Source organism: Acinetobacter sp. DL27 (genome assembly GCF_055810995.1).
This window is the reverse complement of the sequence record NZ_CM147947.1, coordinates 531170-555578: the sequence shown is the minus strand read 5'-3', so window position 1 is coordinate 555578 and position 24409 is coordinate 531170. Positions and strand designations below refer to the sequence as shown.

Sequence of the window (24409 nt, the reverse complement as noted above, 5' to 3'; positions counted from 1 at the left end):
ATTATGAAGAATTTTATCCAGAGAGTTGATAGCTTTCTTGCTCTTCTAAAATTTAAAGATAGTGATAATATTAAAAAATATTCACATAATATTATTAGTTATGTTGAGACTTTAGATAATTTAGGAGATCAAGAATTTTTATTCTCTTTCTTATTTAAAGTTTCAGAAGCAACTGAAAATGATTTAGAAAACTTCAGTAATGCTGTTTATCTATTAGTTAATGAACAAGTTAATTTCTTCAATCAAAAGTTTCATTATCACAATGAATTAAATGATGACTGGGAACCTTACTCCGCAGAGCTATTTTCAAAGAACTTAATTAATAATATATTCATTCACCCTCAAAGTGGTGAAACTATTACTAAAACTGAATATTTAGAACTAGTTCAACCTTATTTCGTCGCATCTAATGAATTATTGGGAGAAAGTTTTGAATCTCAATAGTTTACCTATCAATGCAACTATGCTTGCCTTAAGAAATTCTATTACTAATTACGATGATTGGATAAAAGTTTTATATATGGATATAGATGAAGTCTACTCATCTTGTCTAGACAGTACTGAAATATTCCTCAAATTATCTGAGACAGAAATAAGCTCCATGATAGGTATGGGACTTAAAATGAGATTCTATAATGTACAAGTTGATTCAGATAAAAACGGTAATGCGGATTTAAGTGTTCAATCAGGTTCATTTTTATGGATAGGTGAAGCCAAGATTGTCAACAACAGTACAAAAACAGATTTTGAATATCTCCACGGCGGATTGAAGCAACTACTAACCCGTTATAGTAAAGGGCAAGGCAATGCTGTTAATGGCTCTCTTTTAATCTATCTTAAGCCAAATAGTAGGTTTACTAACGAAAATAATTTTATGAGTGACTGGATAAGTTATGTGCAAGAACATGAATCTTCATATGTGACTCACTATCAATGTACTCAGAAAAATACGAATAGCATTACTGACCATAAGCATCCCACTTCAGGTAATGATTATTCCGTAAGACACATGCCGCTTACACTTCATCACCTACCTGAAGATAGCAGTGGAAAAGATGCAAAAAAATATGCAAAAAGACGTAGCGTATATGAAAGTGCAAGTATTGGTCCAAGCAAGTAAACTTTACATTTGTACATATTAATATATAGATGATGTCATTCAGCTGTGGAGTGGTGTGGCGATTGTGTATAGAGTCTTAAAAAATGTCTAAATCTACAAATTTTGCTACAACACTTACCGTAATTTATTTAGCATTAATAGCCGTATGTATCGCTATATATCACTTACTTATTAAGTTTATTCCTAACCATGACTATCAGAGTCTTGCCGTAGACCTTCTTTCATGGTCTGCTACTTTATTTGCTACTATTGCCCTCCTCTATACATTTAATAGTTGGAAAGAGCAAAAAAGATACGAGCTTTCACATAGTATTAGTTCTGATATATACACTAAGTCCCAAAATTTCCGTTCAAATTTTACAAGTGTAATTATTGCAATTTATGCTATGCATGAAACGAAAGAAATTGATAAATCTGTAAAGAAGGTAGAACATCTTATTACTTCTTATTACGATGATTTATCAGAAAGCTTTACAAAACTTAATTATATTTTTAATGATAAAAATCTCACTGATAAGTTTATGAAACTATTAAAAAGTGTAGAGGCACTCATAGACTTAATAAACTTAGCTAAGATGGCTTGCTGTACTGATGATAATGAAAAAATTATCTATGAAAAAATTTATGATAATAAATTACAAGAAACATTTGATAACCAATATGCTCAAATCCAAACCCTTATAAATAATTTCACAGATAATGAAGATATATATAGAGAAGCCTTATTAAAGATTTCTCTATATAAACACGTTTAAATCATTAGATAATATTTTAGAAAAACCTTTAAATATTTTAAAAAAATGTAAAATTCCATTTTTTAATATGATCTAACTTTATTCTTCCAATTTTCGTACCAATTCATTACCTCTAAATAATCAAAGTAAACGGCTGACTGTCTATTGATGCCAGATTTCAGAGCTTTAGGAAAGCTTTTATCTTCTTTCTGTAATCTATTTAGTTTATCTCTACAGATGCCAAGCATTGAACTTACTTCTTTTGCAGTTAGTCGGAATTTTGGAACCCAAACGTGATTTAAATTATTATTTTCATTATTTAATAACATTATATTTTTCCCCTATTATTTTTTTATTAGCAATTGCCTTATTTATTAATGTATCAATTTCTAGATTATATTTTTCTAAAAAATCTTTTCTCTTTCGATGAATTGTAGTTCTTGAATAAAAATCTAGAACCGTTCCATCAAGAACAAAGTTATAAAATTTCTGGTCAGCTTTATTTTTAATTGTGGAAACTTGTGCTGTACGTCTAAAATCAGGCATTTCCAATTTATTGAATTCATTATAAAATAATTTTTCCAAATAATTAATATCAAACCAATTATATCCAAATTTTAAATTCAACTCTTTTAACTTTCTTGAGTAAATCTTTATTTCTTTTCTAATCATGCGATTCGCTAATAAGGCTAGCTCTTTACTTATTAAGTTTTTTCTTTTATTAGAACTTAACTCATTTCCTTTATGATAAAAACCTAAAACCCAATGCTTAGAATTTTGTCCAAAATAAACACCATTTTGATATAGTGTTTTCTTTCTATAAGGATACCGACCACCATTTTTAATATTATTTAAATACTTGATAGAAATTTCTTTATCATCAAAAATCAGATCAAATTTAATATGAACACAATAAAGTTCAAATTTACCTTTTTTTATTTCATTTAACTGCGCATTAGTAGGTGAAATTAAATTCATTTTCTTAAGCACTAAGATTGTATCAGTTACTAAATTGACTACAGAGTGACTGCCATCTACATTTTGTCCATTTAACCATTTATATAAGTTACCTGAGATTCTTAATTTTGAACCTTTAGATTTAACTTTAATTGTCTGTCTAGTTTGAGATTCAATCATTTTAGATTTATATAATATTTTTTCTTGTTCAATATTCTGATTTTTATCAAAGAAAATATATCCACCTTCCGATAGCTCTAAAGGATTGTGATCTACATCTACAACAACATCTATCCAATCAACATCAAAACTTTTTTTATTTTTATTCATAATATCTCCTATTATTTTTTTTATTATTAATTTTTAAATTATTTTAGGAACAGAAATACCCCGTGCATTATTTTTACACGAAAAATTTAAGATAAAATTAATTTAAGAAAATTCGAAATATATATTTATTTTTTTTGTTTTATTATGCTACAAACGTAGTATTAATATTAAATATATGAGATATATTATACAATAATTTATTTTAAATGTCAACTTTTAAGCATTCTATAAGTCAGTAAGAGCCATAGTTTTTCAGTAAAAAAACTTCTTTTTCATACTCCTTGAAGTCAAATAACACATGACCAAAATTTTTAAAAAATTTTATATTATTATCATCATTTCTTAACAAAAATACTTTTGGAATTATTTTACTTAGATCATCTAATTTTATATTTTCAATTTTTGGATAAATTAAACCATATCCTATCCAGCACTCAATCGCATAAGATAAAACATCATTATTTTCACTTATATCTTCAGCCAAAATTGATTCAACATTTTGGTATTTCATTAAATCTTTGACTGAACATTTTACAACCCTAGGCGAATTCAAACATGAGGTGCGACAGTTTCAAAAGCCATATGATAATCAACAAGCTGAGCAAATTTCTCTAATGGTGTAAGCCAATCTAACGCCTTTCTAGGACGAGTATTCAGTGACATGGCAACTTGATTTAAATAATGCTGATCTGCCTGATTTAAATCAATCCCTTTAGGTAAATATTGCCTAATTAAACCATTCATATTTTCGCATGTGCCTTTTTGCCAAGGTGAATGTGGGTCACAGAAATATACATCTATGCCTAAATCTTCTTCGAGTATTTTATGTTCTGACATCTCGCGTCCACGGTCATAGGTCAACGTTTTACGCAGTTCTGCAGGTAAATATTTCAGAGCTTCAGTTAAAGCCTTGCGCACTGATTCTGCCTTTGCATCAGGTAATGTTGCCAAGATACAGAGCCGTGTATTTCGTTCAATAAGTGTTGCTATCGAACTTTTATTGTCTTTACCTTTAATTAAATCAGCTTCCCAATGACCCGGTATTTTTCTTTCTTGAACTTCGGCTGGGCGCTCATGAATAGTTTTAATATCCTGTAATATAGAATCTTTTTTAGGTTCACCGTTAGCTTTTCGCTTTTTATTTTCATGACGCAGACAGGATAATAAGTCTTTTTTCAACTCACCCTTTGGTAATGCTCGTATCGTTGAATAAATCGTTGTATGGCTTACATTCATTGTTTGATCCAAATCAGGAAATGTCTTTAAACGCTTTGCTATTTGCTGAGGAGACCATAAACAACGGATCGCTTCAACAATAAATTTCCAGAGGATTGAATCGATTTTGAGTTTTCTGTGACCACGTCTACGTCTAGCGAAGGTGTTATCAGAAGCATATCGAGCTTGATAAACGTCATTGATGCTATTTCTTTTAAGCTCACGATAGATCGTACTAGGATGTCTTTTAATGAGTTCAGCAAATTTTCTGGCTGAAAAGCCTTCTTTTCTTGACTCAAGCATTAATGCAGTACGATCTTCAAAGTTAAGATGATGGTATGACAATTTTATATACTCCATAAACCCTTTAAATTAATTAGGTGGTTTATGTCGCACTTCAAGTTTTACTCTGCCCTACTATTCGCTAAGAAGAGCTTCATTCATTTTCTCTTTTGATTTTAAATTCAGTAAGTCTCCATATTCATGAGGAGTTATATACGGATTATTTTCAATATAGGTTAGCCAGTTACTCCATATATTCATAATTTTTCTACGTTCTTCTAAGTATTCTGCAATATGAGTATACGCTCCAACGGTATCATTCTTTTCTATATGACTCATTTGCTTTTCTAAAGCATCTCTTTGGAACAAACCCATTTCAGCTAAAGAAGATCTTGCTAAAGCCCTAAAACCATGTAAACAAATCTCTTCTTTGTCATATCCCATACGCTTTAAAGCATTATTAGGTGCTTCCCCACTCAAGAATTTATTTTTGTCTTTCACACTTGGAAAAACGTGATTACAGTTACCACTATAAGTATAAATTTCTTTTAAAATTTCTATCACCTGTGGAGATAATGGCACAAGATGTTCTCTTCTTGATTTTGCCCCTCGATTCGAATACTTAATCCCTTCAATTAATTCTCTTCTAGCAGGTACACGCCACTGTTTCTTTTTAAAATCAATCTCAGTCCAACGTGCGTATCTAACTTCAGAAGAACGAAGGAATGTATGTAATACTAGTTTTAAACAACTCTTAGTTAGAAAATGTCCAGTATCTTTCTTAATCCCTTTTATAAGGTTTGGGATTTCATCTAGTGATTTAAAAGTAGCTCTATGTTTTTTGGGAGCAGATAAATCTAAAGTATCTTTCAAATCTCTAGCTATATTTGTTTCGATAAAACCATGCTGTAGTGCATATGCATAGATTAATATCAAGTCTGCCCTGATTCTCTGTGCATGATCTGCTGACTTTTCATAGATTCTATTTAAAAGATTCATCAATTCTTTTAATGTAATTTTTTCAATCAGTTTATCTTGAAGGATTGGAAAAACATGATTCTCAAATTTTCTTAGTCTTTTATGCTTAGTTTCTTCATCTAATTCAGCTTTTTTTGCATAAACTTCTAACCAAGCAAGTGTGATTTTCTTAAATGTGTGCTGATTATCTTTTTTCTGATTTTGTAAATGCTTTTGTTCTTTTGGATCTAAACCTTCTGCAAGCATTGTTCTGTAAGCTGAACGATATTCTCTAGCTTTAGCTAAACTTAGTTCAGGATAGGTTCCTAACGTCATTTTAGACACTTTATCAGCTATTTTATTTTTATATTTGAATTGCCAACTTTTCGTACCAGAGGGTCTAACAAGTAAAATTAGACCATCACCATCATGCAATGGATATTCTGTATCTTTAGGTTTGGCAGAAGCACATTTAGTATCAGTTAGAGGTTTAACTTTTATTGCCATTCCAAATCAATACCTTGAGCATATGAGGTACTCATTAAGGTACTCATTTGGCATAGGTGTATCAAGGAATATAACGTGATATAACGATTGATAATTTAGATAAATGCAGGATTTACAAAGATATTTTATTATATTAATCCATATATCTTAAAAGATATGGTCCCGAGGGTCGGACTCGAACCGACACGTCATCTCTGACAGCGGATTTTGAGTCCGCCGCGTCTACCAATTTCACCACCTCGGGAAGGTGTTGATGCGTATATTAAACTTTTTGAAAAACTTGTCAATGCAAGTTGGTAGTGATTGGCTATTTTTAAGTCACATTTGTTTTTTTAGCTTTATATTTGTGCAATTTCAGCGTTTTTCAACAAAAACGCATATACTAAGCGCAATTTTGACCTCCCTTATTTTGACGCTGTTTTCCCATCATGCAACTTTCTGATTTTAATTTCGACCTCCCCGATGAACTCATTGCCCGTTATCCTTTAGACACGCGCAGTGCTTCTCGACTGTTACACCTCGATGCTCAAGGTCAGCATCATGACTTTCAATTCACCGACATTTTAGATTTGCTCGATGCAGGTGATTTACTGGTCTTAAATGACACCAAAGTGATGAAAGCACGTCTCAAAGGCAAACGTGCCAGCGGCGGAGCTGTCGAAGTTCTGGTTGAACGCATGCAAGATGCATTTATTGCACACTGCCACATCAAAGCCAGCAACACACCTAAAGCTGGCGCTGAGCTCTTTATTGGCCCAGATGCCGTTAAAGTCACAGTGCTAGGTCGTCATGAAAATTTATTTATTGTGGAGTTTTCCCAGCCAATTTTAACGGTGCTGGATTTATACGGACAACTTCCGATCCCTCCCTACTTCAACCGTGAAGCTGAAGCCATTGATACCGAGCGTTATCAAACAGTATTTAATGATCCAACCAAGTTAGCCAGTGTCGCTGCACCTACCGCAAGCTTACACTTCGACCAAAAGCTGTTGGATCAACTTGAAGCCAAAGGTATTCAGAAAACCTTTGTCACTTTACACGTGGGTGCTGGTACCTTTCTGCCTGTACGTACCGATGATATTGCCAATCACATTATGCACAGTGAGTGGTGTGATGTTCCAGAGCACTCGGTTGAGCTGATTCGCCAAACCAAAGCTCGTGGTAACAAGGTCATTTCTGTTGGAACAACCGCCACCCGTGCCGTAGAAAGTGCGGCTCAAGCGCATCAGGGTGAACTCAAAGCGTGGACGGGAGATACTCAAATTTTTATCTATCCAGGTTATGAGTTCAAAGTGGTGGATCGTCTTATCACCAACTTCCATCTGCCTGAATCGACCCTTCTGATGTTAGTTTCAGCGCTGTCAAATCGTGATAATATTTTGGCAGCTTATCAACATGCGGTAGCCAACCAGTATCGCTTCTTTAGTTATGGCGATGCCATGTTAGTCGACCAACTTCAACCCAAATAAGAACCACACATGCCTATCGATACGATCAAACATTCCATTCATATTCGACGCAAAAAGAATAAAATTGTGTTTGATAATATCGACAGGCTTTGGGACATCGGCCGAGGGGCAGATTCTGCACAAGATATTCTTGACCGACTGCACCCTTGGAACGCCCCGATTACTCTGAAATTTGAAAATGTGCTGCCTATTCTACTTGGAATAGTCGGCATTTTTTTTATTGTGCCTGTGTTCTTTGTCGGAGAGCACATTTGGACCTTATTCAGCTTTTTATTTGGCTTAGGCTGTCTGCTTTGGGCCTATTTAAGTTATGAGCAAGATGATCCGCTTGAAGAGGTCACTGACTATCTCGAAAAACAAATTATTCATAAAAAATACCAGCTCAACGAGTTTAGCCCTCCGCAGCATATGGGCGTGGCCCTACAACCTGCATTTTTTATTGCCCATTTAAAGCTGCTGTTTCCAATTTTTAATCAAGGCACCATCAGCAACGATATTCCGTACTACGCCAGTACCACTTGGCAGGATGAAGCAGGACAACAACATCAGGTTTTGTTGTTTCAATATCATTTTGTTGATGAAATTCGCCTACGTGATAAAGATGGCAATGAGCTAAAAGTGAAAGAAGTGCATAAAGACTTATGGGGATGTTTTGTCTTTGAGGTACCCACGCAAGGACTCGCGATTACCGCATACAATAAAAAATTTTATTATCCTTATAGTTTTCCATGGCATAGCAGTGATATTCAGATTAACCAGAAACTCAAATTTTTTGGTACTGACCAGATGCAGATGGCCAAACTTCTCTCCCCTGCATTTGTGCTGCGTACTGCCGATTTTTTCCGTTCTCGTGAAGGCGATTTACTTTTTCATCCTGAAAAAAATATCTTGTGCTATATCAGCCCACAAAACCTGTTTGAAATATCCAGCAAAGCAAAAAAAATCAATGACATTTCGACATTGCGTGGACACTTACGCACTTTTAAATTACCTTATCTAGAGCGCTTAGAATCTGATCTAACGCAATTTTTAAAATAATGACATTTTGCCGTTTGAGGACTGTATGGGGCTATTGATTTTCTTATTGATTATTATTGCAATCGTGTTTGGCGTGATCGTCATTCGCAATAATATTGTGCGACACCACAATGCAACCATTCGCGCATGGTCAGATGTAGCAACCTATGAGCGTCAGAAAATAAAAATTCTAGATGGCTTAGAACCTTTGGTCGAACAATACTCTAGCTTTGAAAAAGGCACCTTGGAAAAAGTCACTGAGCTCCGTCAAAACATTCTCAACCTGAACTTAAACAATACAGATGTCAATCAGTTGCAGCGTATCGAAGCATTAAACCAAGAGCTAATGCGCAGCCTCAATGTTGTGGTCGAAAACTACCCTGAGCTCAAGGCCAATGAGATTTATCTAAAGATGATGAATGAAATTGAAGAGCAAAATGAAAATGTCGGTGCTGCGATCAGCATCTTTAACCGCAATGTCGAGTTATTTAACAACCACATTCAAGTTTTTCCAAACAACATTGTCAACACCATGACCGTGGGTAAAAAAGCGGTACGTCCTTTCCGCGACGCGACTGCACTACAAAATTTTGATTACCGTCCAAATTTCAATTAAAGCCGTAATAAGCCAAAGGTATATTTAAAGGCACTCCGATGAGTGCCTTTTTCATCTCCTGTGTTATTTTTTCCAGCAAAGCCTCCCATCACATCTAACACCACTCCACAGCATCAACACAACTTTAAACAACCGTAACCAGCTACGATTCAACTTAAAAAGCTTTGCTTTAAAAGTGTTACAACACTGGTGTTTATTTGCATAATCAAGGAAAATAGCCTCCTTTTAGCGGCGAACTGTTTTTTCGCTCTTGCGCTGCAAGCAGAGCAGTGCTTTGCTCTTGTTCAGGATATTCTATGAAGTTTGAAAAATTAGGTCAGTCGGGTCGCGCCCGTCGTGGTCGTTTAACTTTAGAGCACGGTGTGGTTGAAACCCCTGTGTTCATGCCTGTCGGTACTTATGGTACGGTGAAAGGCATGCTCCCGCGTGATATTGAAGACATCAAAGCGCAAATTATTTTAGGTAACACCTTCCATCTTTACCTACGCCCTGGCCTTGAAGTAATTAAAGAGCACGGCGGCCTGCATAAATTCATGAAGTGGGATAAACCCATTCTGACCGATTCAGGCGGCTTCCAAGTCTTCAGTTTGGGCGCGATGCGTAAAATTAAAGAAGATGGCGTAACGTTCCGCTCTCCAATTGACGGTTCTAAAGTATTTTTGTCTCCTGAAATCTCAATGGACATCCAACATACATTGAACTCAGATATCGTGATGATTTTTGACGAATGTACGCCTTATCCTGCAACGCATGAAGAAGCGCAAAAGTCGCTACAATTGTCATTGCGTTGGGCAAAGCGTTGTAAGACTCAGCATCATGATGTGCTTGAAAATAAAAATGCGCTATTCGGCATTATTCAAGGCGGTATGTATGAAGACTTACGTGATGAGTCTTTAAAAGGCTTGCTTGAAGTGGGTTTTGACGGTTATGCCATTGGTGGGCTGTCCGTCGGTGAACCGAAAGAAGAAATGATTAAAGTGCTGGATTATCTTCCAGAAAAAATGCCAGCAGACAAACCGCGCTACTTGATGGGCGTGGGTAAACCTGAAGATATCGTGGAAGGCATCCGCCGTGGCGTCGATATGTTTGACTGTGTCATGCCTACACGTAATGCCCGAAATGGACATTATTTTGTAACCGACGGTTTAGTACGTATCCGTAACAGTAAATACCGTCATGATCAAAGTCCGCTGGATCCACACTGCGACTGTTATACCTGTACCAACTTTACTCGCGCGTACTTATTCCATTTGGAAAAATGTGGTGAGATGCTGGGTTCAATGCTCGGTACTATTCACAACTTACGTTACTACCAACGTTTCACTCAAGACATTCGTGATGCATTGGATAACGATCGCTTTGATGCCTTTGTTGAAGATTTTTATGCACGTCGTGGTTTAGAAGTTCCACCTTGCCCCCAAGATTAATTGTTGTGAGCATTTGCGCTTGGTAAAAAGACAAGGTAAATTGCAGAACAAGTCTATTTATGATCAATTCGTTGGTCACCGTTTTTTAGTTTAGGAATTTGAAATGAGCCTTTTTATTTCTACAGCTCACGCAGCGGGTGAAGCTGCACAACAACCAAGTATGGTCGCAAACTTATTGATGATTGCTGTTTTTATTGCAATCTTCTACTTCTTAATTTGGCGCCCTCAAGCAAAACGTGCCAAAGAGCACCGCTCTTTGGTTGAAAGTCTTGGCGTAGGCAGCGAAGTGGTATTTGCTGGTGGCTTAATGGGTAAAATCACTAAACTCGAAGGTGACTTTGCAGTGGTTGAACTGAGCCGCGGTGTAGACGTAAAAATTCAACGCGCAAGTGTGATTTCAGTTCTTCCTGAAGGCACATTAAATAACCTTTAATCAAAAAAATTAGTCGTGCATCCGCACGACTTTTTTCATTTTAAGAAGAAAACAAATGCGTTACCCAGCATGGAAATATCTACTGATTCTCGTGGTTTTGACGATCAGTACATTATATGCCCTGCCTAGTTTGTATCCGGATGAGCCTGCGGTTCAAATTTCTGGTGCCAAAGCTGGTACCCAAATTGACCAAAGCATCGTACAAAAAGCAGAGCAGATTTTAAAATCTGAAAGTATTTCAAGCCATGACAACAGTTTTAGCAATAATGCTGCACTGTTACGTCTTGACTCTAGCGAAGCACAATTAAAAGCCAAAGAAGCGTTACGTCGTGGCCTTGGTGATGACTATGTTGTCGCGTTGAACTTGGCGCCAACCACGCCAGAGTGGCTACAAAAAATTGGTGCAAAACCAATGAAGCTCGGTCTGGACTTACGTGGTGGTGTTCACTTCTTATTAGAAGTGGATATGGATAAAGCGATTGCTCAGCGCATGGAAACCTCTGCGACGGATTTACGTCGTCAGTTCCGTGACAACAAAATTAAATTTAACAGCCTTGCATTAAACAACAACACCATTACCGTTCAGTTCGCCAACAATGATGATCGTACTGCGGCTCAAGACTACTTACGTAGTAATGGTAATGAGTTTAATCAGCAAGCGGTCGCAACTGCGACAGGTTCAACCTTACGTTTAACCTATACCGATGTTCGCCGCCAAGAAATTCAATCTTATGCCGTGAACCAAAACTTAACCACTTTACGTAACCGTATTAACGAGTTAGGTGTGGCAGAAGCCTTGGTACAAACACAAGGTAGTAACCGCATCGTGGTTGAGCTCCCAGGTGTTCAGGACACTGCTGAAGCAAAACGTGTCTTGGGTCGTACAGCAAACCTAGAGTTCCGTTTGGTCTCTGACCAAAATGACCAAGTGATTGACCCTTATACGGGCAAGAGCAATGGTCAACCGCTTCCACCAGGAACCGAGCTTTTTGCATATCAGTCTTTAGACAGCGGACGTGAATTACTTTTAAACCGTAACCGTATTTTAACGGGTGAACGTGTTCAAAACGCATCAAGTGGCTTTAGCCAAGACACTGGTGGCGCTGAGGTAAACATTACCTTAGACACAGCAGGCGGCAAACTGATGGCCGATGCAACCCGTAATGCGGTGGGTAAGCGTATGGCTGTGTTGTTCATTGAAAATAAACAACGTATTAGCTATATCACCGATCCTGCGACTGGTGCGCAAACTGAAGTCCGTACACCTTATGCAGAGTCTGTCGTGATTAACGCTGCAACTATTCAAGCAGTCCTCGGCTCTCAATTCCGTATCACGGGTCTAGACTCGCCTCAAGAAGCGTCTGAACTCGCACTAATGCTACGTGCTGGTGCACTTGCTGCGCCAATGTACTTTGTTGAAGAGCGTGTTGTTGGCCCAAGCCTCGGTCAAGAAAACATTGATAAAGGTGTGCTATCGACTCAAATCGGTTTCTTACTGGTAGCAATCTGGATGGTGGTCTTCTTCCGTCTCTTTGGTTTAATTGCTAACTTTGCCTTGGTCTTCAACTTAGCCATGATTCTAACGGTCATGTCTTGGATTGGTGCTTCCCTCACCCTGCCGGGTATTGCGGGTATCGTGATTACCATTGGTATGGCGGTCGATGCCAACGTCTTGATCTGTGAGCGAATACGTGAAGAAATGAAGTGGGGGGCATCACCCAAACAAGCCATTGTGGCGGGTTATGACCGTGCTTATAACACCATTTTCGACTCAAACTTAACCACGTTCTTGGTTGCATTTATCCTATTTGCTATCGGTACAGGCCCAATTAAAGGCTTCGCTGTGACCTTAATGATCGGTATTATCTGCTCTATGTTTACTGCTATTACAGTAACACGTGCGATTGTACAGCTCATTTATGGCAAAAAACGTAACTTGAAAAAGTTGAGCATATAAGGAGATCGATGATGACTGATGTGACTCAACAAGATTCAAAAAAATACGGCCGTCCAGATGATGAACGTGTGATTGATTTTATGAAGATTGCGCTGCCTGCAGCCATTCTTTCTATTGTCTTAACCATCGGCAGCCTATTCTTTATTTTCACCAAGGGTCTTAACTTAGGTTTGGACTTTACTGGTGGTATTTCTGCCGAATTGAACTATAGCAAACCAGTGAAATCAGCCGATGTCTCTGCCGCACTAACCAAAGCTGGCTTTCATGACCCTGTGGTACAAACCATTGGTTCAGATCGTGATTTGATTGTGCGTATGCCTGTACAAGAGGACACAGCCGCAGAAGACTTAACCAAAACTATTACCCAAGCTGTACAGCTACCGGGTAACTCTGCTTCAGTTAACAAAGTTGATGTGGTGGGTGGACAAGTCGGCAATGAACTCTACATTCGCTCAGCGGGTGCTGTGGCTTTAGCATTACTGCTGATGTTGGTCTACGTAACGATTCGCTTTGAATTCAAACTGGCGATGGGTGCGGTACTGTCTTTGTTCCATGACGTGGTGGTCACCATCGGTATTTTTGCCATGATGCAGTGGCCATTTGACTTAACTGTATTGGCTGCAATTCTGGCTCTGATTGGTTTCTCACTGAACGACAACATTGTCGTTTCGGATCGTATTCGTGAAAACTTCCGTAAGATTCGTGGCGCTTCGCCTTTAGAGATCGTTAATATCGCTTTAACTGAGACCCTACGTCGTACCATTCACACCTCAATGACTTTATTGTTGGTGGTGATCTCGATGATGATCCTCGGTGGTGATGGCCTTAAATGGTTCTCTGTTGCGATGTTTGTGGGTGTTTTTGTGGGTACCTACTCTTCAATCTACATCGGTACAGCTTTTGCTTTATGGCGTGGCTTAAACCGTCAAGACTTCATTGTTCAAGTGAAGCCTGAGTTTGAAGAAGAAAATGAAATTCCATAAATGCACACCATAGTGTGAAAAAAGAAAGCCTCTCAATCGAGAGGCTTTTTTATGTCGGTGTGAAGGTGTTGTACCAGCTCAATCTGAGGCAACGCATAGCCACGACAGGACTGCTCTGCCCGCCAAGCCACGGTCAGCATCACATCTCCCAACTCATAATTTTGATAGGCAAAACTCCCAATCAGCGGATGACTACACATGCCGCCATTATGCGTTGGATGTGCTTGAGTGTTCAGTTCATTTAAGTTTAAACGAATGCCTAAACCTGATGCTTTAAGCACCGCTTCTTTGGTGGTCCAGACCTTAAACCAGTATGCTTTGTCCTGATCATACTGTTGCCACACGCGAAGTTCCTCTACGTGAAAAGCATGTTTAGCCAAAGCCTCAAAGCGGACTTTTCGGCTTAACTCCTCCACGTCCACGCCTAGATCCTGCATCCGCTCACTGGTAGCTAAAGCGTAGTAGTTTTGGCTATGACTATGATTGAAATGAAAAGAAGGTTGATCAAGCAAATAAGGTTTACCTGTCTCACTCAGTGCAATGGAGTGATCATCCACAATCATCTGCCGTTGTTCGGATAAGCATTGATTGCGATATTGATAAATGGCTTGTTTTCGCTGCACAATTTGCTCAACACGTGACAGGCTGTGATCCACCTGCACAATGTCCTCAATCTTTTTCAGCTCAACACGTATTGTCCTTGCCACTTTGCCTTCCTATCATGGTTTCATGCATCATAAAATAAAAAAGCCCAAAGATCACTTTGGGCTTTTCAGCATCAAAACCTAAATGCCTGATTAGCGTTTGAATTTCTTCTCAGCTTTCTTAAACTTCTGAACATAACGACGCTTACGCGCTGCTGTACGTTCATCCACCTGTGACTTACGTCCTTCAAATGGGTTTTCAGAGGTTTTAAACTCAATACGTACTGGCGTACCTTCAAGTTTGTACACTTTACGGAATACGTTTTCTAAATAACGACGATAATCCGCAGGCGTTTTATCGACTTTGTTACCATGCACTACAATCGTTGGTGGATTTTGACCACCCATATGTGCATAACGCATTTTAATACGGCGACCACCGACCATTGGCGGTTGGTGCGCATCCGTAGCATCACTTAAAATTTGTGTGATTTTTGCAGGTGAAACTTTCAAATGTGACGAATCATAAGCACGGTGAATCGATGGATATAAATCACCGACACCCGTACCATGCAATGCAGAAATCAAATGCACTTTCGCCCAAGGAATAAAGTCAAAGCGACGATCGACATCCAATTTACATTGTTTGCGATCATACTCAGACATATTGTCCCATTTGTTAATCGCAATCACCATCGCACGGCCTGCTTCAAGCGCGTAACCAATCAGATGTAGATCTTGCTCAACCACACCTTCACGTGCATCAAGTACAACCACGATAACATGGGCATCTTTAATGGCCTGTAGCGTTTTCACAATTGAGAACTTCTCAATCATTTCATCGACTTTACCTTTACGACGCACACCTGCAGTATCGATTAAGGTGTACTGACGGCCATCACGTTCATACGGAATATAGATCGAGTCGCGGGTTGTACCAGGTTGGTCAAATGCAACTACACGCTCTTCACCCAATAAACGGTTCACTAGCGTCGATTTACCTACGTTTGGACGACCAATAATCGCTAAACGTAAGCCTGTGTTCTTGTCGTGTTCATCTGCATCTTCATCTTCAGGCACACTTGAAAGCACATCTTCAAGCATTTGCTGTACACCGCGACCATGGCTCGCAGCCACTTGCATGGGTTCGCCCATACCCAACTTGTAGAATTCAACAAGTGCAGCTTCGGCATGTACACCATCAACTTTGTTCGCCACAAGGTAAACTTTCTTACCCAGTGTACGCAGCTCACGCGCAATTTGCTCATCAGATGCGAGCAGACCTGCGCGTGCATCGACTACGAAGACAATGATATCAGCTTCATTGATGGCTGTTTTAGACTGTTCCGCCATGTAAGAGTCGATACCGCCTTCATTTTCGCCAATACCACCAGTATCAACCACAATGAAAGACTTATTTTGAAATACGGCATCACCATATTTACGGTCACGAGTCAGACCGGCAAAGTCAGCAACAAGCGCATCTCGGCTTTTGGTGATCTGGTTAAATAGCGTTGATTTTCCGACGTTCGGACGACCAATGAGCGCAATTACGGGTTTCATAGATTAACCTTTATTCAAGATCAGCCAGTGAGACTGGTCTGAACATCAGAAACTGGAAGAAAAATTAGGTGAAAAACCTGAATAAAAACTCGGGGTTTTGACTAAGCAAACACCCCGAGGAATTTAAAAAATACGAATTTCGACTAGTTTAACATAAGTCGAACAGAATTAACGATTCTGCCAAATGCTTAATGCACCCTTTCGTGTCGCAACATAGAGTTGATCATCAATCACACGTAAAGTACGCACTTCACCAGACGTCTTCGCACGACCAATCAATTCACCTGTTGCAGGGTTCAGCATGTGCAATACGCCATCTAGATCACCGACAATTAGGTCTTGGCCCAACATCACAGGATTACTCAATTGGCGGTTCAGCAGGCTGTCATTCTCCCAAAGCTTTTGACCCGTGCTAATTTCATAAGCCACTAACTTACCGTCAGTTTGCGCCACGAATACACCATTACCCACTACTTCAGGGCGCTGCGTACTGCTTGAGTCTTCACTCCACACTACTTGCTGTGAAGCCAAATCTGTCATGGTCACTTGACCTTGATAGCTGGTCGTAATCAAGTACTGACCTGCCACTACAGGATCACCATCAACATCATTCAAACGTTGAATATCCGAACGACCATCCGACACTGCCACACGGCGCTGCATACGTGGTACGCCAGTGAGCACATCTAAAGCATAGACATAGGCATTAGCTGAAGAAATCAGCACTGTACGCGCATCGACAGTAACAGGCGCTGCGTTGCCACGCAAGCTAAGTTGCACATTCGGTAAGTTATAGGTCCACACTTGCTGACCTGTTGCCAAATCATGCGCAAAAACAGTGCCATCATTACTTACAGAAATTACACGACCAGTTTGAATCAACGATGGTGCAAGAAGTGCACCTGTTAATTGTGCAGTCCATTTTTGCTCGCCAGTTGCCTGATCTAAAGCAAACAATTGACCTTTGGCGTTGCCTACAATGACATGACCATCGGCAGCCTCAACACCTGAACTCAAACCGGCTTTAGATACTTCTTTCTGCCATAGTTTTTGTTTGCCTTGATACGCCGTCACGACACCTTTAGGGTCAAGTGCAAAAACTACACCGTTGTCTGCATCTAAGCGTAAACGTAAAGGATCAGCAGTCGAAGTTGAAGACACACTTTGAGAAAATACAGGAGTCAGGGTTTTCGCCTGCGTCAGTTTTGGAAGTGGATTCGGCTTAACTTCTTCTACTTTTCCGCTACTTGCACAACCCGCAAGTGCTAAAGTTAATACGGTTAATGCGCACGAAATTTTGTATTTTCTATTCATTCAGTTTCTTCCGCTGCTGTTTCTATAAGTGGACGTTCGATTTCAGGATCATCAACTAAAATACCAACACTTTCGAGTTTAATTTGTAAAATTTGGCGGTCTTGTTTACGTTCAACCAACTGATCCCATGCACTTTGGTAGGCTTTTTTCGCATTTGCGATGTCATTTTTAGCCACATAGACATCGCCCAAAGCTTCATCGGCTGTCGCTTTAAAAGCAGGATCTTTTACCAATGCGAGGTTTTTAATCGCATCATCAAACTTCTTTTGCGCCAATTGTGCATACGCTAAACGCAATTTCACAATTTGCACTAAGCCGTCGTCATCCACTTTAGAGTTTTCAACTTTCTTCAGTGCTTTTTCAGCACTTGCATAATCCGCTTTGTCATAGGCCAATTTTGCCATCAACAATTGCGTTTGAATGGCCTGCGCCGAATCTGGTGCTTCTTTCACAATTTTGTCGGCAGTTGCAGACAAAGCTGTAAATGCATCACCTTGCGTTGCACGTGCTTCATCCATCAATTGTTGAACTTTAGCCGTGTTCATTTGGTTCTCGGCCAAAGTCTTCTTCTGCCAGTATTGCCATCCAAAAAAGGCAATCAGCGCAATTAAAATCCCACTAATAATGGCTGAACCATATTTCTTAGTGAAAGACTTTAAACTATCAAGTTGTTCTTCATCACTTAATGCGCTCATGTGACTACCCTTTCCTTATATTTTGGCTTATTTTGAAGAAAATTTTTCAATCATAAATGGCACGATGTCATCCACCGCAACCAAAGTTTGTTCAGCTGTTGCCAACTCTTTTACGGCAAACTGTGCAGCTTCCACCTCGCGCTCACCCAAAATAAGGGCAAACAATGCGCCAGACTGATCCGCTTTTTTCATTTGCGACTTCATTGAACCATGTGAACCAACTTTCAAACGAAGCGTGCTTGATGCAGCATCTAACTGGTTACGAATTTGTTCTGCAAGCACCAAAGCTTTGCCTTGAGAAACAGGATCTGCCAATAAAAACATTTCGCAGTCACGTACAGGTGTAGCGTCTTCCACTTGTTCAAGCAACAACAACAGACGTTCCATGCCCATCGCAAAACCAACTGCAGGTACAGACTGATCTGCCTTGCCTTTAAGCTGACCCACTAAGCCATCGTAACGACCGCCCGCACAGACTGTGCCTTGTGAACCCAAATGCGTGGTGGTCCATTCAAAAACTGTTTTGTTGTAATAATCTAAGCCACGCACCAGTTTTTGATTAATCACGAAGCTCACACCTGCATCGGTTAAATACTGCTGCAAGGTTGCAAAGTGCTGTAGCGTCTCTTCCTCCATAAAGTCATGCAACTTCGGCGCATTTTCTAAAATGGCTTGGGTTTTTGCATCTTTAGAGTCAAGGATACGTAGTGGGTTGGTGGTTAAACGACGCTGTGAATCTTCATCCAAATCATTTTTATGTGATTCTAAGAACTCCACCAATGCCGCACGGTAAGCTGCACGCTCATCAGACTCACCGAGAGTATTCAACTCAAGTTGAACTTTATCTGCTACACCCATGCGTTTCCACAGACGTGCCGTCATCAAAATCAGCTCAGCATCCATATCTGGGGTTGCAACACCAAAGGTTTCCACACCGAACTGGTGGAACTGACGGTAACGACCCTTTTGTGGCTTTTCATAACGGAACATCGGCCCGATATACCAGACACGAGGCGTTGCACCGCGAAGCAAGTTATGCTCCAGCATGGCACGTACACAGCCTGCTGTTCCTTCAGGACGTAAAGTCAAAGACTCAGGCGGATTACCTTTGTCCAAAAAGGTGTACATTTCTTTTTCAACGATATCCGTTGCATCACCAATCGAACGTTTGAACAAATTGGTTTGTTCAACAATAGGCAGGCGAATTTGCTGGTAGCCATACGCATCCATCAATGATGCGAGATGCTGTTCAAGACGTCTCCACGCTGGTGTTTGCGTAGGAAGAATGTCATTAAAACCTTTGATTGCGACAATTGAACTCATGATGAACTACGGATGATCTCTTTAGATTTAGCTTCTTCAAGCTCTGAAACACGCTGACGAACCATCGTTTCGATTTCGTCAACCAACTGATTTGTGTCAATTAAATGGCTCTTTTCACCATTACGATACACCAGTGAACGTGGACTTGCACCAACTACACCAATATCGGCTTCTTTGGCTTCACCCGGACCATTCACTTTACACCCAATCACCGACACATCCATTGGGGTACGAATATCTTCTAAACGCTCTTCTAAGGCTTGCATCACTGAAATCACGTTAAACTCTTGACGTGAACAGCTTGGACAAGCAATGAAGTTAATGCCATTTGAGCGAAGACTGAGTGATTTTAAAATATCAAAACCAATCTTAATCTCTTCTTCAGGTTCTGCTGCCAAGGAAATACGCATGGTGTCACCAATGCCATCCAACAACAAGCCGCCCAATGCAATCGCAGATTTCACTGAACCCGTACGATAAATCCCAGCTTCTGTCACACCCAGATGTAACGGATTATCAATTTGCTGTGAAAGTAGACGGTAAGCATCCATGGTTAAAAAGACATTGGATGCTTTCACTGAGACTTTGAATTCATGGAAATCTAAACGATCTAGAATATCAATATGACGCATCGCCGACTCAAGCAATGCCTGACCGGTTGGCTCACCATATTTCTTTTGAATATCTTTTTCCAGAGAACCTGCATTCACCCCAATACGCATAGAAATATCGTTATGACGTGCTGCAGCCACCACTTCACGGATTTTAGCTTCAGAGCCAATATTTCCCGGATTAATCCGTAAACAGTCCGCACCCAAGTCTGCAACACGCAGTGCAATCTTGTAATCAAAATGAATATCTGCAACCAACGGCACCGATGAACGCTTACGAATTTCACCAAAAGCCTCTGCCGCTTCCATCGTCGGTACAGAAACACGCATGATGTCCGCACCTACATCTGCACAACGCTGAATTTGCGCCAGCGTTGCTTCCACATCACAAGTTTCAGTATTGGTCATACTTTGAATGCTGATGGGTGCATCGCCACCGACATAGACTGAACCTACACGAATCTTACGAGTAGGCTTGCGTTTAATTGGATTTACAATCATTGCTTTTCCTTGATCCCATTAACGTGACAAGCGGAAATCTGCTTTTCCACCGACGGTATATGGTGACAATGAAATACTTTCATTATTTAAGCTGAGTGACACAGCAGCAGCATCATCGATACGAATCTGAAAAGGTGTCTCGCCAGCAAGCTCAAGTGTAGAGGCTTGACGCCCTGTTGCCAGTACTTTCCCAGTTGAATCGACAATATGTACAGACGTAGGACGATTGAACTCAAGTTTCAACTGATCCCCTGTGGTTGCAGCAGCCCCATTCATATTGATGATTTGTACATCAGACTCAGTCTGCGGAGTCGCAGTCTCATCTGTACTGCCTGACCAATTCTGAATCATGCCGAACAACGCTGCTAAAATCGCAATTACAACAATCGCAATCAGTCCACGTTTTAACCATTTACGGTTACGGTCACGGTTAGAACCGGGTAATTTACCCATGATTTTAATCGGTGAATTATTCAATGCGTGATTTGGCAAGAGCCCCGTATCATTGGCATAGATGTCATCAAAACGCTGAATAATCGTAGTAGCATCCACTTTTAGGAACTTCGCATAAGTACGATAGTAACCCTTAATGAAGGTCGCTTCTGGAAGCACCGTATATTCGTCCTGCTCAAGCGCAGTTAAAGTCTTGAGTGGAATATTCAACTCTTTCGCAACATCGCTTAATTCACGTTTTTGTGTAATACGAATTTGACGAAGATAATCACCCGGACGTTGGATATTTCCTAAAGCATTGCTAGAACCATTCGATTGTGGTGAATTAGGATTTACTTCCATACGGCCTCAGTAGTGTACTGTAATTGCAAATAACGTTTGTATTCTTGACTGTCTGGATACAATGCACGTAGCTGGTTGACCAGTACTTGCGAACCCATCGTGTCATGATTTGCTCGCGCAATTCGGATCCCAATCCAAAGCGCACGTGCATCTAAGTTTTTCTCGCCAACCGCTCGCACAAACTGTTCATAGTACTGCGTAGCTTCAGCATTTTGCTGACGTAAATATGAAATTTCCGCCATTTCGATCATGGCAAGATAGGCACCTGAGTTTACCTGTAGGGCTTGTTTAAAAGCTGCTTCTGCTTCCGCTACTCGACCTACTTGTAGATACGCACGACCTAAATTTTCCAATGCTCGATAACGTTGATCATACCCTAAAGTTGAACCTGCAACTTGAAGTTGATCAATCGCGTCATTATAACGCCCAATTTGATATAAATACGTACCGTAGTTGTTACGAGCCTGTGCATTTTTTGGCTCAGCCGCAATTGCATGCTTAAAATAACGCTCTGCCTTTTCCACATTTTGCGGACTGCCTTCACGCTGTAACAACACCCCCATCATCATATTTGCAGATGCATCACGAGAGTCGATGTCTAATGCCTGATCCAATGTACGTTTTGCAGCATCGTAATCATTCGACTTAATATATTCAGCCGCCAACTGCGTTCTAACTTGTACTGCTTTACTTGGATCACCTTTCGTATTCACGGTTTGGCAACCCACCAAGTACCACGCTGACACACCCAGTGTCAGCGCAAGGTAAAGTTTAGAAACGGGTTTTTTCAATTGGCATCCCCTTATATTATCCTTGTGAACGTAGAATCTCGTTTTTCTCTGCTACTTTCTTTTTCCACTGCTCAGCACGACGTGTTCGATCAGCCACTTGACCGACCAATTGTCCGCAGGCAGCATCAATATCATCACCACGCGTTTGACGAATCGTACACACAAATCCAGCATCAGACAAAGTTTTTTGGAAAGAAATAATGCGGTTGCGACTTGAACGACCATAAGGCGCATGTGGAAATGGATTAAACGGAATTAAATTAATTTTACTTGGTAAGTTCTTCAACAGTTTAATCATCTGCTGCGCATGCTCAGGATGATCATTCACCCCATCCAACATCACATATTCAATCGTGACATGCTTACGTGCACTTTCATTACCGTCTTTAGCGATATAACGCTGACATGCTGCAATCAATTGTGCCAATGGATATTTTTTATTGATTGGAACCAACTCATTCCGTAGTTCGTCATTTGGCGCGTGTAGGGAGATTGCCAATGCAACATCAATATCTTGTGCCAATTGATCAATTTTCGGCACCACACCTGAAGTCGATAAGGTCACACGGCGCTTAGACATGCCATAAGCAAAATCATCTAGCATAATACGCATTGAGCTCAAAACGGCATCATAGTTCAGTAATGGCTCGCCCATCCCCATCATTACGACGTTGGTCACCGAGCGCTCACGCTCAGCCACAGGCACATCTTCCATATAAGAATAGTTTGCAACCCATAGCTGACCAATAATTTCATCTGGGTTTAAGTCACGCTGAAAGCCTTGTTTACCGGTTGAACAGAATGAACAATCCAGTGCACAGCCTACTTGAGATGAAATACATAAAGTACGGCGCAAACCACTACGATGTTCAGCAGGAATCAATACGGTTTCAACCAAAGAACCTTCGCCCTCACCAACACGAAACACCCACTTACGCGTACCATCTTTAGAATAATTTTTATGCACCACTTCTGGCGCTTTAATTTCACAAAGTTTTTCAAGTTTTTCACGTAACTTGCCTGAGATATTGGTCATCTCTGCAAAATCAGTCACAAAAAACTGATGAATCCATTTCATCACTTGTCCTGCGCGAAACTTTTTTTCTCCCATATCTTCGAAGAATTTTTCAAGCTGCGGACGTGACATGCCAAGTAAGTTCACTTTCGCAACAGAATTTTGCTGTGCAGGAGCGGATGGAGATTGTTGCTGTTCAGCCGAAACTGTAGAGACAGCGACCACTTCAGTACTCATGTGTATTACCTAAACCATGTCTAACGATGAAAGGAGAAGCTCAATAAACGAGCAGAAATTTATTCAGGGAATAAAAAAAACCAGATAAGTATAATAACACTTATCTGGTTTGAATACTTCGAATTAACGAGTACGTGGAGCAATCTCAGTTTGAGCGAAGAAGTAGTTAACTTCACGATCAGCAGATGCTACAGAGTCAGAACCGTGAGCAGCATTTTCGTCGATGCTTACAGCGAAGTCAGCGCGGATAGTACCTGGAGCAGCTTCTTTAGGGTTAGTTGCGCCAAGGATTTCGCGGTGAGCAAGAACTGCGTTTTCACCTTCAAGAACTGAAACAACAACTGGACCAGAAGTCATGAACGCAACTAGGTCAGCAAAGAAACCACGTTCTTTGTGCTCTGCGTAGAAACCTTCAGCTTCAGCTTGAGTCAAGTGTTTCATTTTAGTTGCAACGATTTGAAGACCAGCTTTTTCAAAACGAGCAAAGATGTCACCGATGTGGTTTTTAGCAACTGCGTCTGGTTTTACGATAGATAAAGTACGTTCAATAGCCATGATTGGCTCCTTAAGTCAATGTAGACATGAAAATTTTGGCGCATTATACCGACATAATGCACAATTTTCTGCTTTTACTCTGTAAAAAGTTGCTTTTTTCGATGCAAGGATTATCGTGCTTCGTCAATCCATGCCATTTGAATTGCTTCAAGCAAACCTTCAGTCGACTTGGTCGGATCATCACTAAAGTCTGGTAAGGCACATACCCAAGCATGTAAGTCTGTAAAGCGAATCCACTGCGGATCGACATCTGGATGAGCTTCATACAACTCAATAGCAATATCAATAGTGTCTGACCAACGTAAGCCCATGGTGGAGTCTCATCACAATGTAGAAGATGCTGTACTGTAGCAAACTCTGA

Annotated in this window: 26 protein-coding genes and 1 tRNA gene; 10 read left to right on the top strand and 17 right to left on the bottom strand. The window is 40.1% G+C overall.

Features of this window, described 5'->3' with window-relative positions:
• Positions 1–3 precede the first annotated feature (3 nt).
• The 3 genes from AC0KVP_RS02700 to AC0KVP_RS02690 all read left to right on the top strand — a co-directional run bounded on the left by AC0KVP_RS02700 (position 4) and on the right by AC0KVP_RS02690 (position 1875).
• Positions 4–444, top strand: a complete 441-nt coding sequence (locus AC0KVP_RS02700; protein WP_058951646.1) for a hypothetical protein — start codon at positions 4–6, stop codon at positions 442–444.
• Entirely contained in the window at positions 431–1120 is a 690-nt protein-coding gene (locus AC0KVP_RS02695) for a hypothetical protein (protein ID WP_439736491.1), read from the top strand. The genes AC0KVP_RS02700 and AC0KVP_RS02695 overlap by 14 nt, the downstream gene beginning before the upstream one ends.
• A gap of 83 nt (positions 1121–1203) precedes the next feature.
• Positions 1204–1875: a hypothetical protein gene (locus tag AC0KVP_RS02690; RefSeq protein ID WP_058951645.1), complete on the top strand. Its 672-nt coding sequence runs from the start codon at positions 1204–1206 to the stop codon at positions 1873–1875.
• 62 nt (positions 1876–1937) lie between these two features.
• Here the strand turns inward: AC0KVP_RS02690 and AC0KVP_RS02685 are convergent, their stop codons facing one another.
• The 6 genes from AC0KVP_RS02685 to AC0KVP_RS02660 all read right to left on the bottom strand — a co-directional run bounded on the left by AC0KVP_RS02685 (position 1938) and on the right by AC0KVP_RS02660 (position 6346).
• Positions 1938–2183 (bottom strand): helix-turn-helix transcriptional regulator, encoded by a 246-nt coding sequence (locus tag AC0KVP_RS02685; protein WP_058951644.1) that lies wholly within the window; start codon positions 2181–2183, stop codon positions 1938–1940.
• Positions 2170–3141: a phage/plasmid replication protein, II/X family gene (locus AC0KVP_RS02680; protein ID WP_058951643.1), complete on the bottom strand. Its 972-nt coding sequence runs from the start codon at positions 3139–3141 to the stop codon at positions 2170–2172. Before AC0KVP_RS02680 ends, AC0KVP_RS02685 begins: the two co-directional genes overlap by 14 nt.
• A 232-nt stretch (positions 3142–3373) precedes the next feature.
• Positions 3374–3652: a hypothetical protein gene (locus tag AC0KVP_RS02675; RefSeq protein WP_473338755.1), complete on the bottom strand. Its 279-nt coding sequence runs from the start codon at positions 3650–3652 to the stop codon at positions 3374–3376.
• Between the two features lie 38 nt (positions 3653–3690).
• Positions 3691–4716, bottom strand: a complete 1026-nt coding sequence (locus AC0KVP_RS02670; RefSeq protein WP_004994718.1) for an IS30-like element ISAba125 family transposase — start codon at positions 4714–4716, stop codon at positions 3691–3693.
• A 57-nt stretch (positions 4717–4773) separates the two neighbouring features.
• Positions 4774–6102 carry a tyrosine-type recombinase/integrase gene (locus AC0KVP_RS02665; protein ID WP_058951641.1) on the bottom strand — a complete coding sequence of 443 codons (1329 nt, stop codon included), beginning with the start codon at positions 6100–6102 and terminating at the stop codon, positions 4774–4776.
• Between the two features lie 157 nt (positions 6103–6259).
• Positions 6260–6346 (bottom strand) — tRNA-Leu (locus AC0KVP_RS02660).
• 184 nt (positions 6347–6530) lie between these two features.
• Here AC0KVP_RS02660 and queA point away from each other — a divergent pair.
• From queA to secF, 7 genes are all read left to right on the top strand, one after another.
• Positions 6531–7571: a tRNA preQ1(34) S-adenosylmethionine ribosyltransferase-isomerase QueA gene (gene queA / locus AC0KVP_RS02655; protein WP_279698310.1), complete on the top strand. Its 1041-nt coding sequence runs from the start codon at positions 6531–6533 to the stop codon at positions 7569–7571.
• A 9-nt stretch (positions 7572–7580) separates the two neighbouring features.
• The gene (locus AC0KVP_RS02650) at positions 7581–8609 is read left to right on the top strand and encodes a hypothetical protein (RefSeq protein ID WP_473338750.1); all 1029 of its coding nucleotides are present in this window, start codon (positions 7581–7583) and stop codon (positions 8607–8609) included.
• 25 nt (positions 8610–8634) lie between these two features.
• Complete coding sequence (locus AC0KVP_RS02645) at positions 8635–9204, top strand: LemA family protein (RefSeq protein WP_168159464.1); 570 nt, start codon at positions 8635–8637, stop codon at positions 9202–9204.
• 296 nt (positions 9205–9500) lie between these two features.
• Complete coding sequence (tgt, locus tag AC0KVP_RS02640) at positions 9501–10631, top strand: tRNA guanosine(34) transglycosylase Tgt (protein WP_004697695.1); 1131 nt, start codon at positions 9501–9503, stop codon at positions 10629–10631.
• Positions 10632–10734: 103 nt separating this feature from the next.
• Complete coding sequence (gene yajC / locus AC0KVP_RS02635) at positions 10735–11064, top strand: preprotein translocase subunit YajC (RefSeq protein ID WP_004697692.1); 330 nt, start codon at positions 10735–10737, stop codon at positions 11062–11064.
• Between the two features lie 55 nt (positions 11065–11119).
• Entirely contained in the window at positions 11120–13021 is a 1902-nt protein-coding gene (secD, locus tag AC0KVP_RS02630; protein ID WP_058870295.1) for a protein translocase subunit SecD, read from the top strand.
• A gap of 8 nt (positions 13022–13029) precedes the next feature.
• Positions 13030–14004, top strand: a complete 975-nt coding sequence (gene secF, locus AC0KVP_RS02625; protein ID WP_005401700.1) for a protein translocase subunit SecF — start codon at positions 13030–13032, stop codon at positions 14002–14004.
• A 32-nt stretch (positions 14005–14036) separates the two neighbouring features.
• Here the strand turns inward: secF and AC0KVP_RS02620 are convergent, their stop codons facing one another.
• From AC0KVP_RS02620 to iscX, 11 genes are all read right to left on the bottom strand, one after another.
• Complete coding sequence (locus tag AC0KVP_RS02620) at positions 14037–14711, bottom strand: 4'-phosphopantetheinyl transferase family protein (RefSeq protein ID WP_473338747.1); 675 nt, start codon at positions 14709–14711, stop codon at positions 14037–14039.
• A gap of 90 nt (positions 14712–14801) precedes the next feature.
• A complete protein-coding gene (gene der / locus AC0KVP_RS02615) occupies positions 14802–16211 on the bottom strand; it encodes a ribosome biogenesis GTPase Der (RefSeq protein ID WP_004697684.1) in 1410 nt (469 codons plus the stop codon).
• A gap of 168 nt (positions 16212–16379) precedes the next feature.
• Entirely contained in the window at positions 16380–17525 is a 1146-nt protein-coding gene (bamB, locus tag AC0KVP_RS02610; RefSeq protein WP_473338745.1) for an outer membrane protein assembly factor BamB, read from the bottom strand.
• The gene (locus tag AC0KVP_RS02605; RefSeq protein WP_473338741.1) at positions 17522–18220 is read right to left on the bottom strand and encodes a YfgM family protein; all 699 of its coding nucleotides are present in this window, start codon (positions 18218–18220) and stop codon (positions 17522–17524) included. The genes bamB and AC0KVP_RS02605 overlap by 4 nt, the downstream gene beginning before the upstream one ends.
• Positions 18221–18247: 27 nt before the next feature.
• Positions 18248–19543 (bottom strand): histidine--tRNA ligase, encoded by a 1296-nt coding sequence (hisS, locus tag AC0KVP_RS02600; RefSeq protein WP_178928280.1) that lies wholly within the window; start codon positions 19541–19543, stop codon positions 18248–18250.
• The gene (ispG, locus tag AC0KVP_RS02595; protein WP_004697677.1) at positions 19540–20655 is read right to left on the bottom strand and encodes a flavodoxin-dependent (E)-4-hydroxy-3-methylbut-2-enyl-diphosphate synthase; all 1116 of its coding nucleotides are present in this window, start codon (positions 20653–20655) and stop codon (positions 19540–19542) included. Before ispG ends, hisS begins: the two co-directional genes overlap by 4 nt.
• Before the next feature lie 18 nt (positions 20656–20673).
• Positions 20674–21450: a helix-turn-helix domain-containing protein gene (locus AC0KVP_RS02590; protein WP_062031311.1), complete on the bottom strand. Its 777-nt coding sequence runs from the start codon at positions 21448–21450 to the stop codon at positions 20674–20676.
• Positions 21441–22241 (bottom strand): type IV pilus biogenesis/stability protein PilW, encoded by an 801-nt coding sequence (gene pilW / locus AC0KVP_RS02585; RefSeq protein ID WP_279701324.1) that lies wholly within the window; start codon positions 22239–22241, stop codon positions 21441–21443. Before pilW ends, AC0KVP_RS02590 begins: the two co-directional genes overlap by 10 nt.
• A 16-nt stretch (positions 22242–22257) precedes the next feature.
• Positions 22258–23493 (bottom strand): dual-specificity RNA methyltransferase RlmN, encoded by a 1236-nt coding sequence (gene rlmN / locus AC0KVP_RS02580; protein WP_004697671.1) that lies wholly within the window; start codon positions 23491–23493, stop codon positions 22258–22260.
• A 123-nt stretch (positions 23494–23616) separates the two neighbouring features.
• On the bottom strand, positions 23617–24048 hold the full coding sequence (gene ndk, locus AC0KVP_RS02575) for a nucleoside-diphosphate kinase (RefSeq protein WP_004697669.1): 432 nt from the start codon (positions 24046–24048) through the stop codon (positions 23617–23619).
• A gap of 110 nt (positions 24049–24158) precedes the next feature.
• Positions 24159–24359, bottom strand: a complete 201-nt coding sequence (iscX, locus tag AC0KVP_RS02570) for a Fe-S cluster assembly protein IscX (RefSeq protein WP_004697668.1) — start codon at positions 24357–24359, stop codon at positions 24159–24161.
• Positions 24360–24409 lie beyond the last annotated feature (50 nt).

Coding starts and splice junctions, on each gene's coding strand:
- secF (WP_005401700.1), top strand. CDS start 13,030: ATGATGACTGATGTGACTCAACAAGATTCAAAAAAATACGGCCGTCCA.
- rlmN (WP_004697671.1), bottom strand. CDS start 23,493: ATGAGTACTGAAGTGGTCGCTGTCTCTACAGTTTCGGCTGAACAGCAA.
- secD (WP_058870295.1), top strand. CDS start 11,120: ATGCGTTACCCAGCATGGAAATATCTACTGATTCTCGTGGTTTTGACG.
- AC0KVP_RS02605 (WP_473338741.1), bottom strand. CDS start 18,220: ATGAGCGCATTAAGTGATGAAGAACAACTTGATAGTTTAAAGTCTTTC.
- bamB (WP_473338745.1), bottom strand. CDS start 17,525: ATGAATAGAAAATACAAAATTTCGTGCGCATTAACCGTATTAACTTTA.
- tgt (WP_004697695.1), top strand. CDS start 9,501: ATGAAGTTTGAAAAATTAGGTCAGTCGGGTCGCGCCCGTCGTGGTCGT.
- AC0KVP_RS02665 (WP_058951641.1), bottom strand. CDS start 6,102: ATGGCAATAAAAGTTAAACCTCTAACTGATACTAAATGTGCTTCTGCC.
- hisS (WP_178928280.1), bottom strand. CDS start 19,543: ATGAGTTCAATTGTCGCAATCAAAGGTTTTAATGACATTCTTCCTACG.
- yajC (WP_004697692.1), top strand. CDS start 10,735: ATGAGCCTTTTTATTTCTACAGCTCACGCAGCGGGTGAAGCTGCACAA.
- ispG (WP_004697677.1), bottom strand. CDS start 20,655: ATGATTGTAAATCCAATTAAACGCAAGCCTACTCGTAAGATTCGTGTA.
- ndk (WP_004697669.1), bottom strand. CDS start 24,048: ATGGCTATTGAACGTACTTTATCTATCGTAAAACCAGACGCAGTTGCT.
- AC0KVP_RS02590 (WP_062031311.1), bottom strand. CDS start 21,450: ATGGAAGTAAATCCTAATTCACCACAATCGAATGGTTCTAGCAATGCT.
- AC0KVP_RS02650 (WP_473338750.1), top strand. CDS start 7,581: ATGCCTATCGATACGATCAAACATTCCATTCATATTCGACGCAAAAAG.
- AC0KVP_RS02685 (WP_058951644.1), bottom strand. CDS start 2,183: ATGTTATTAAATAATGAAAATAATAATTTAAATCACGTTTGGGTTCCA.
- AC0KVP_RS02700 (WP_058951646.1), top strand. CDS start 4: ATGAAGAATTTTATCCAGAGAGTTGATAGCTTTCTTGCTCTTCTAAAA.
- AC0KVP_RS02680 (WP_058951643.1), bottom strand. CDS start 3,141: ATGAATAAAAATAAAAAAAGTTTTGATGTTGATTGGATAGATGTTGTT.
- AC0KVP_RS02670 (WP_004994718.1), bottom strand. CDS start 4,716: ATGGAGTATATAAAATTGTCATACCATCATCTTAACTTTGAAGATCGT.
- AC0KVP_RS02690 (WP_058951645.1), top strand. CDS start 1,204: ATGTCTAAATCTACAAATTTTGCTACAACACTTACCGTAATTTATTTA.
- iscX (WP_004697668.1), bottom strand. CDS start 24,359: ATGGGCTTACGTTGGTCAGACACTATTGATATTGCTATTGAGTTGTAT.
- queA (WP_279698310.1), top strand. CDS start 6,531: ATGCAACTTTCTGATTTTAATTTCGACCTCCCCGATGAACTCATTGCC.
- AC0KVP_RS02675 (WP_473338755.1), bottom strand. CDS start 3,652: ATGAAATACCAAAATGTTGAATCAATTTTGGCTGAAGATATAAGTGAA.
- der (WP_004697684.1), bottom strand. CDS start 16,211: ATGAAACCCGTAATTGCGCTCATTGGTCGTCCGAACGTCGGAAAATCA.
- AC0KVP_RS02645 (WP_168159464.1), top strand. CDS start 8,635: ATGGGGCTATTGATTTTCTTATTGATTATTATTGCAATCGTGTTTGGC.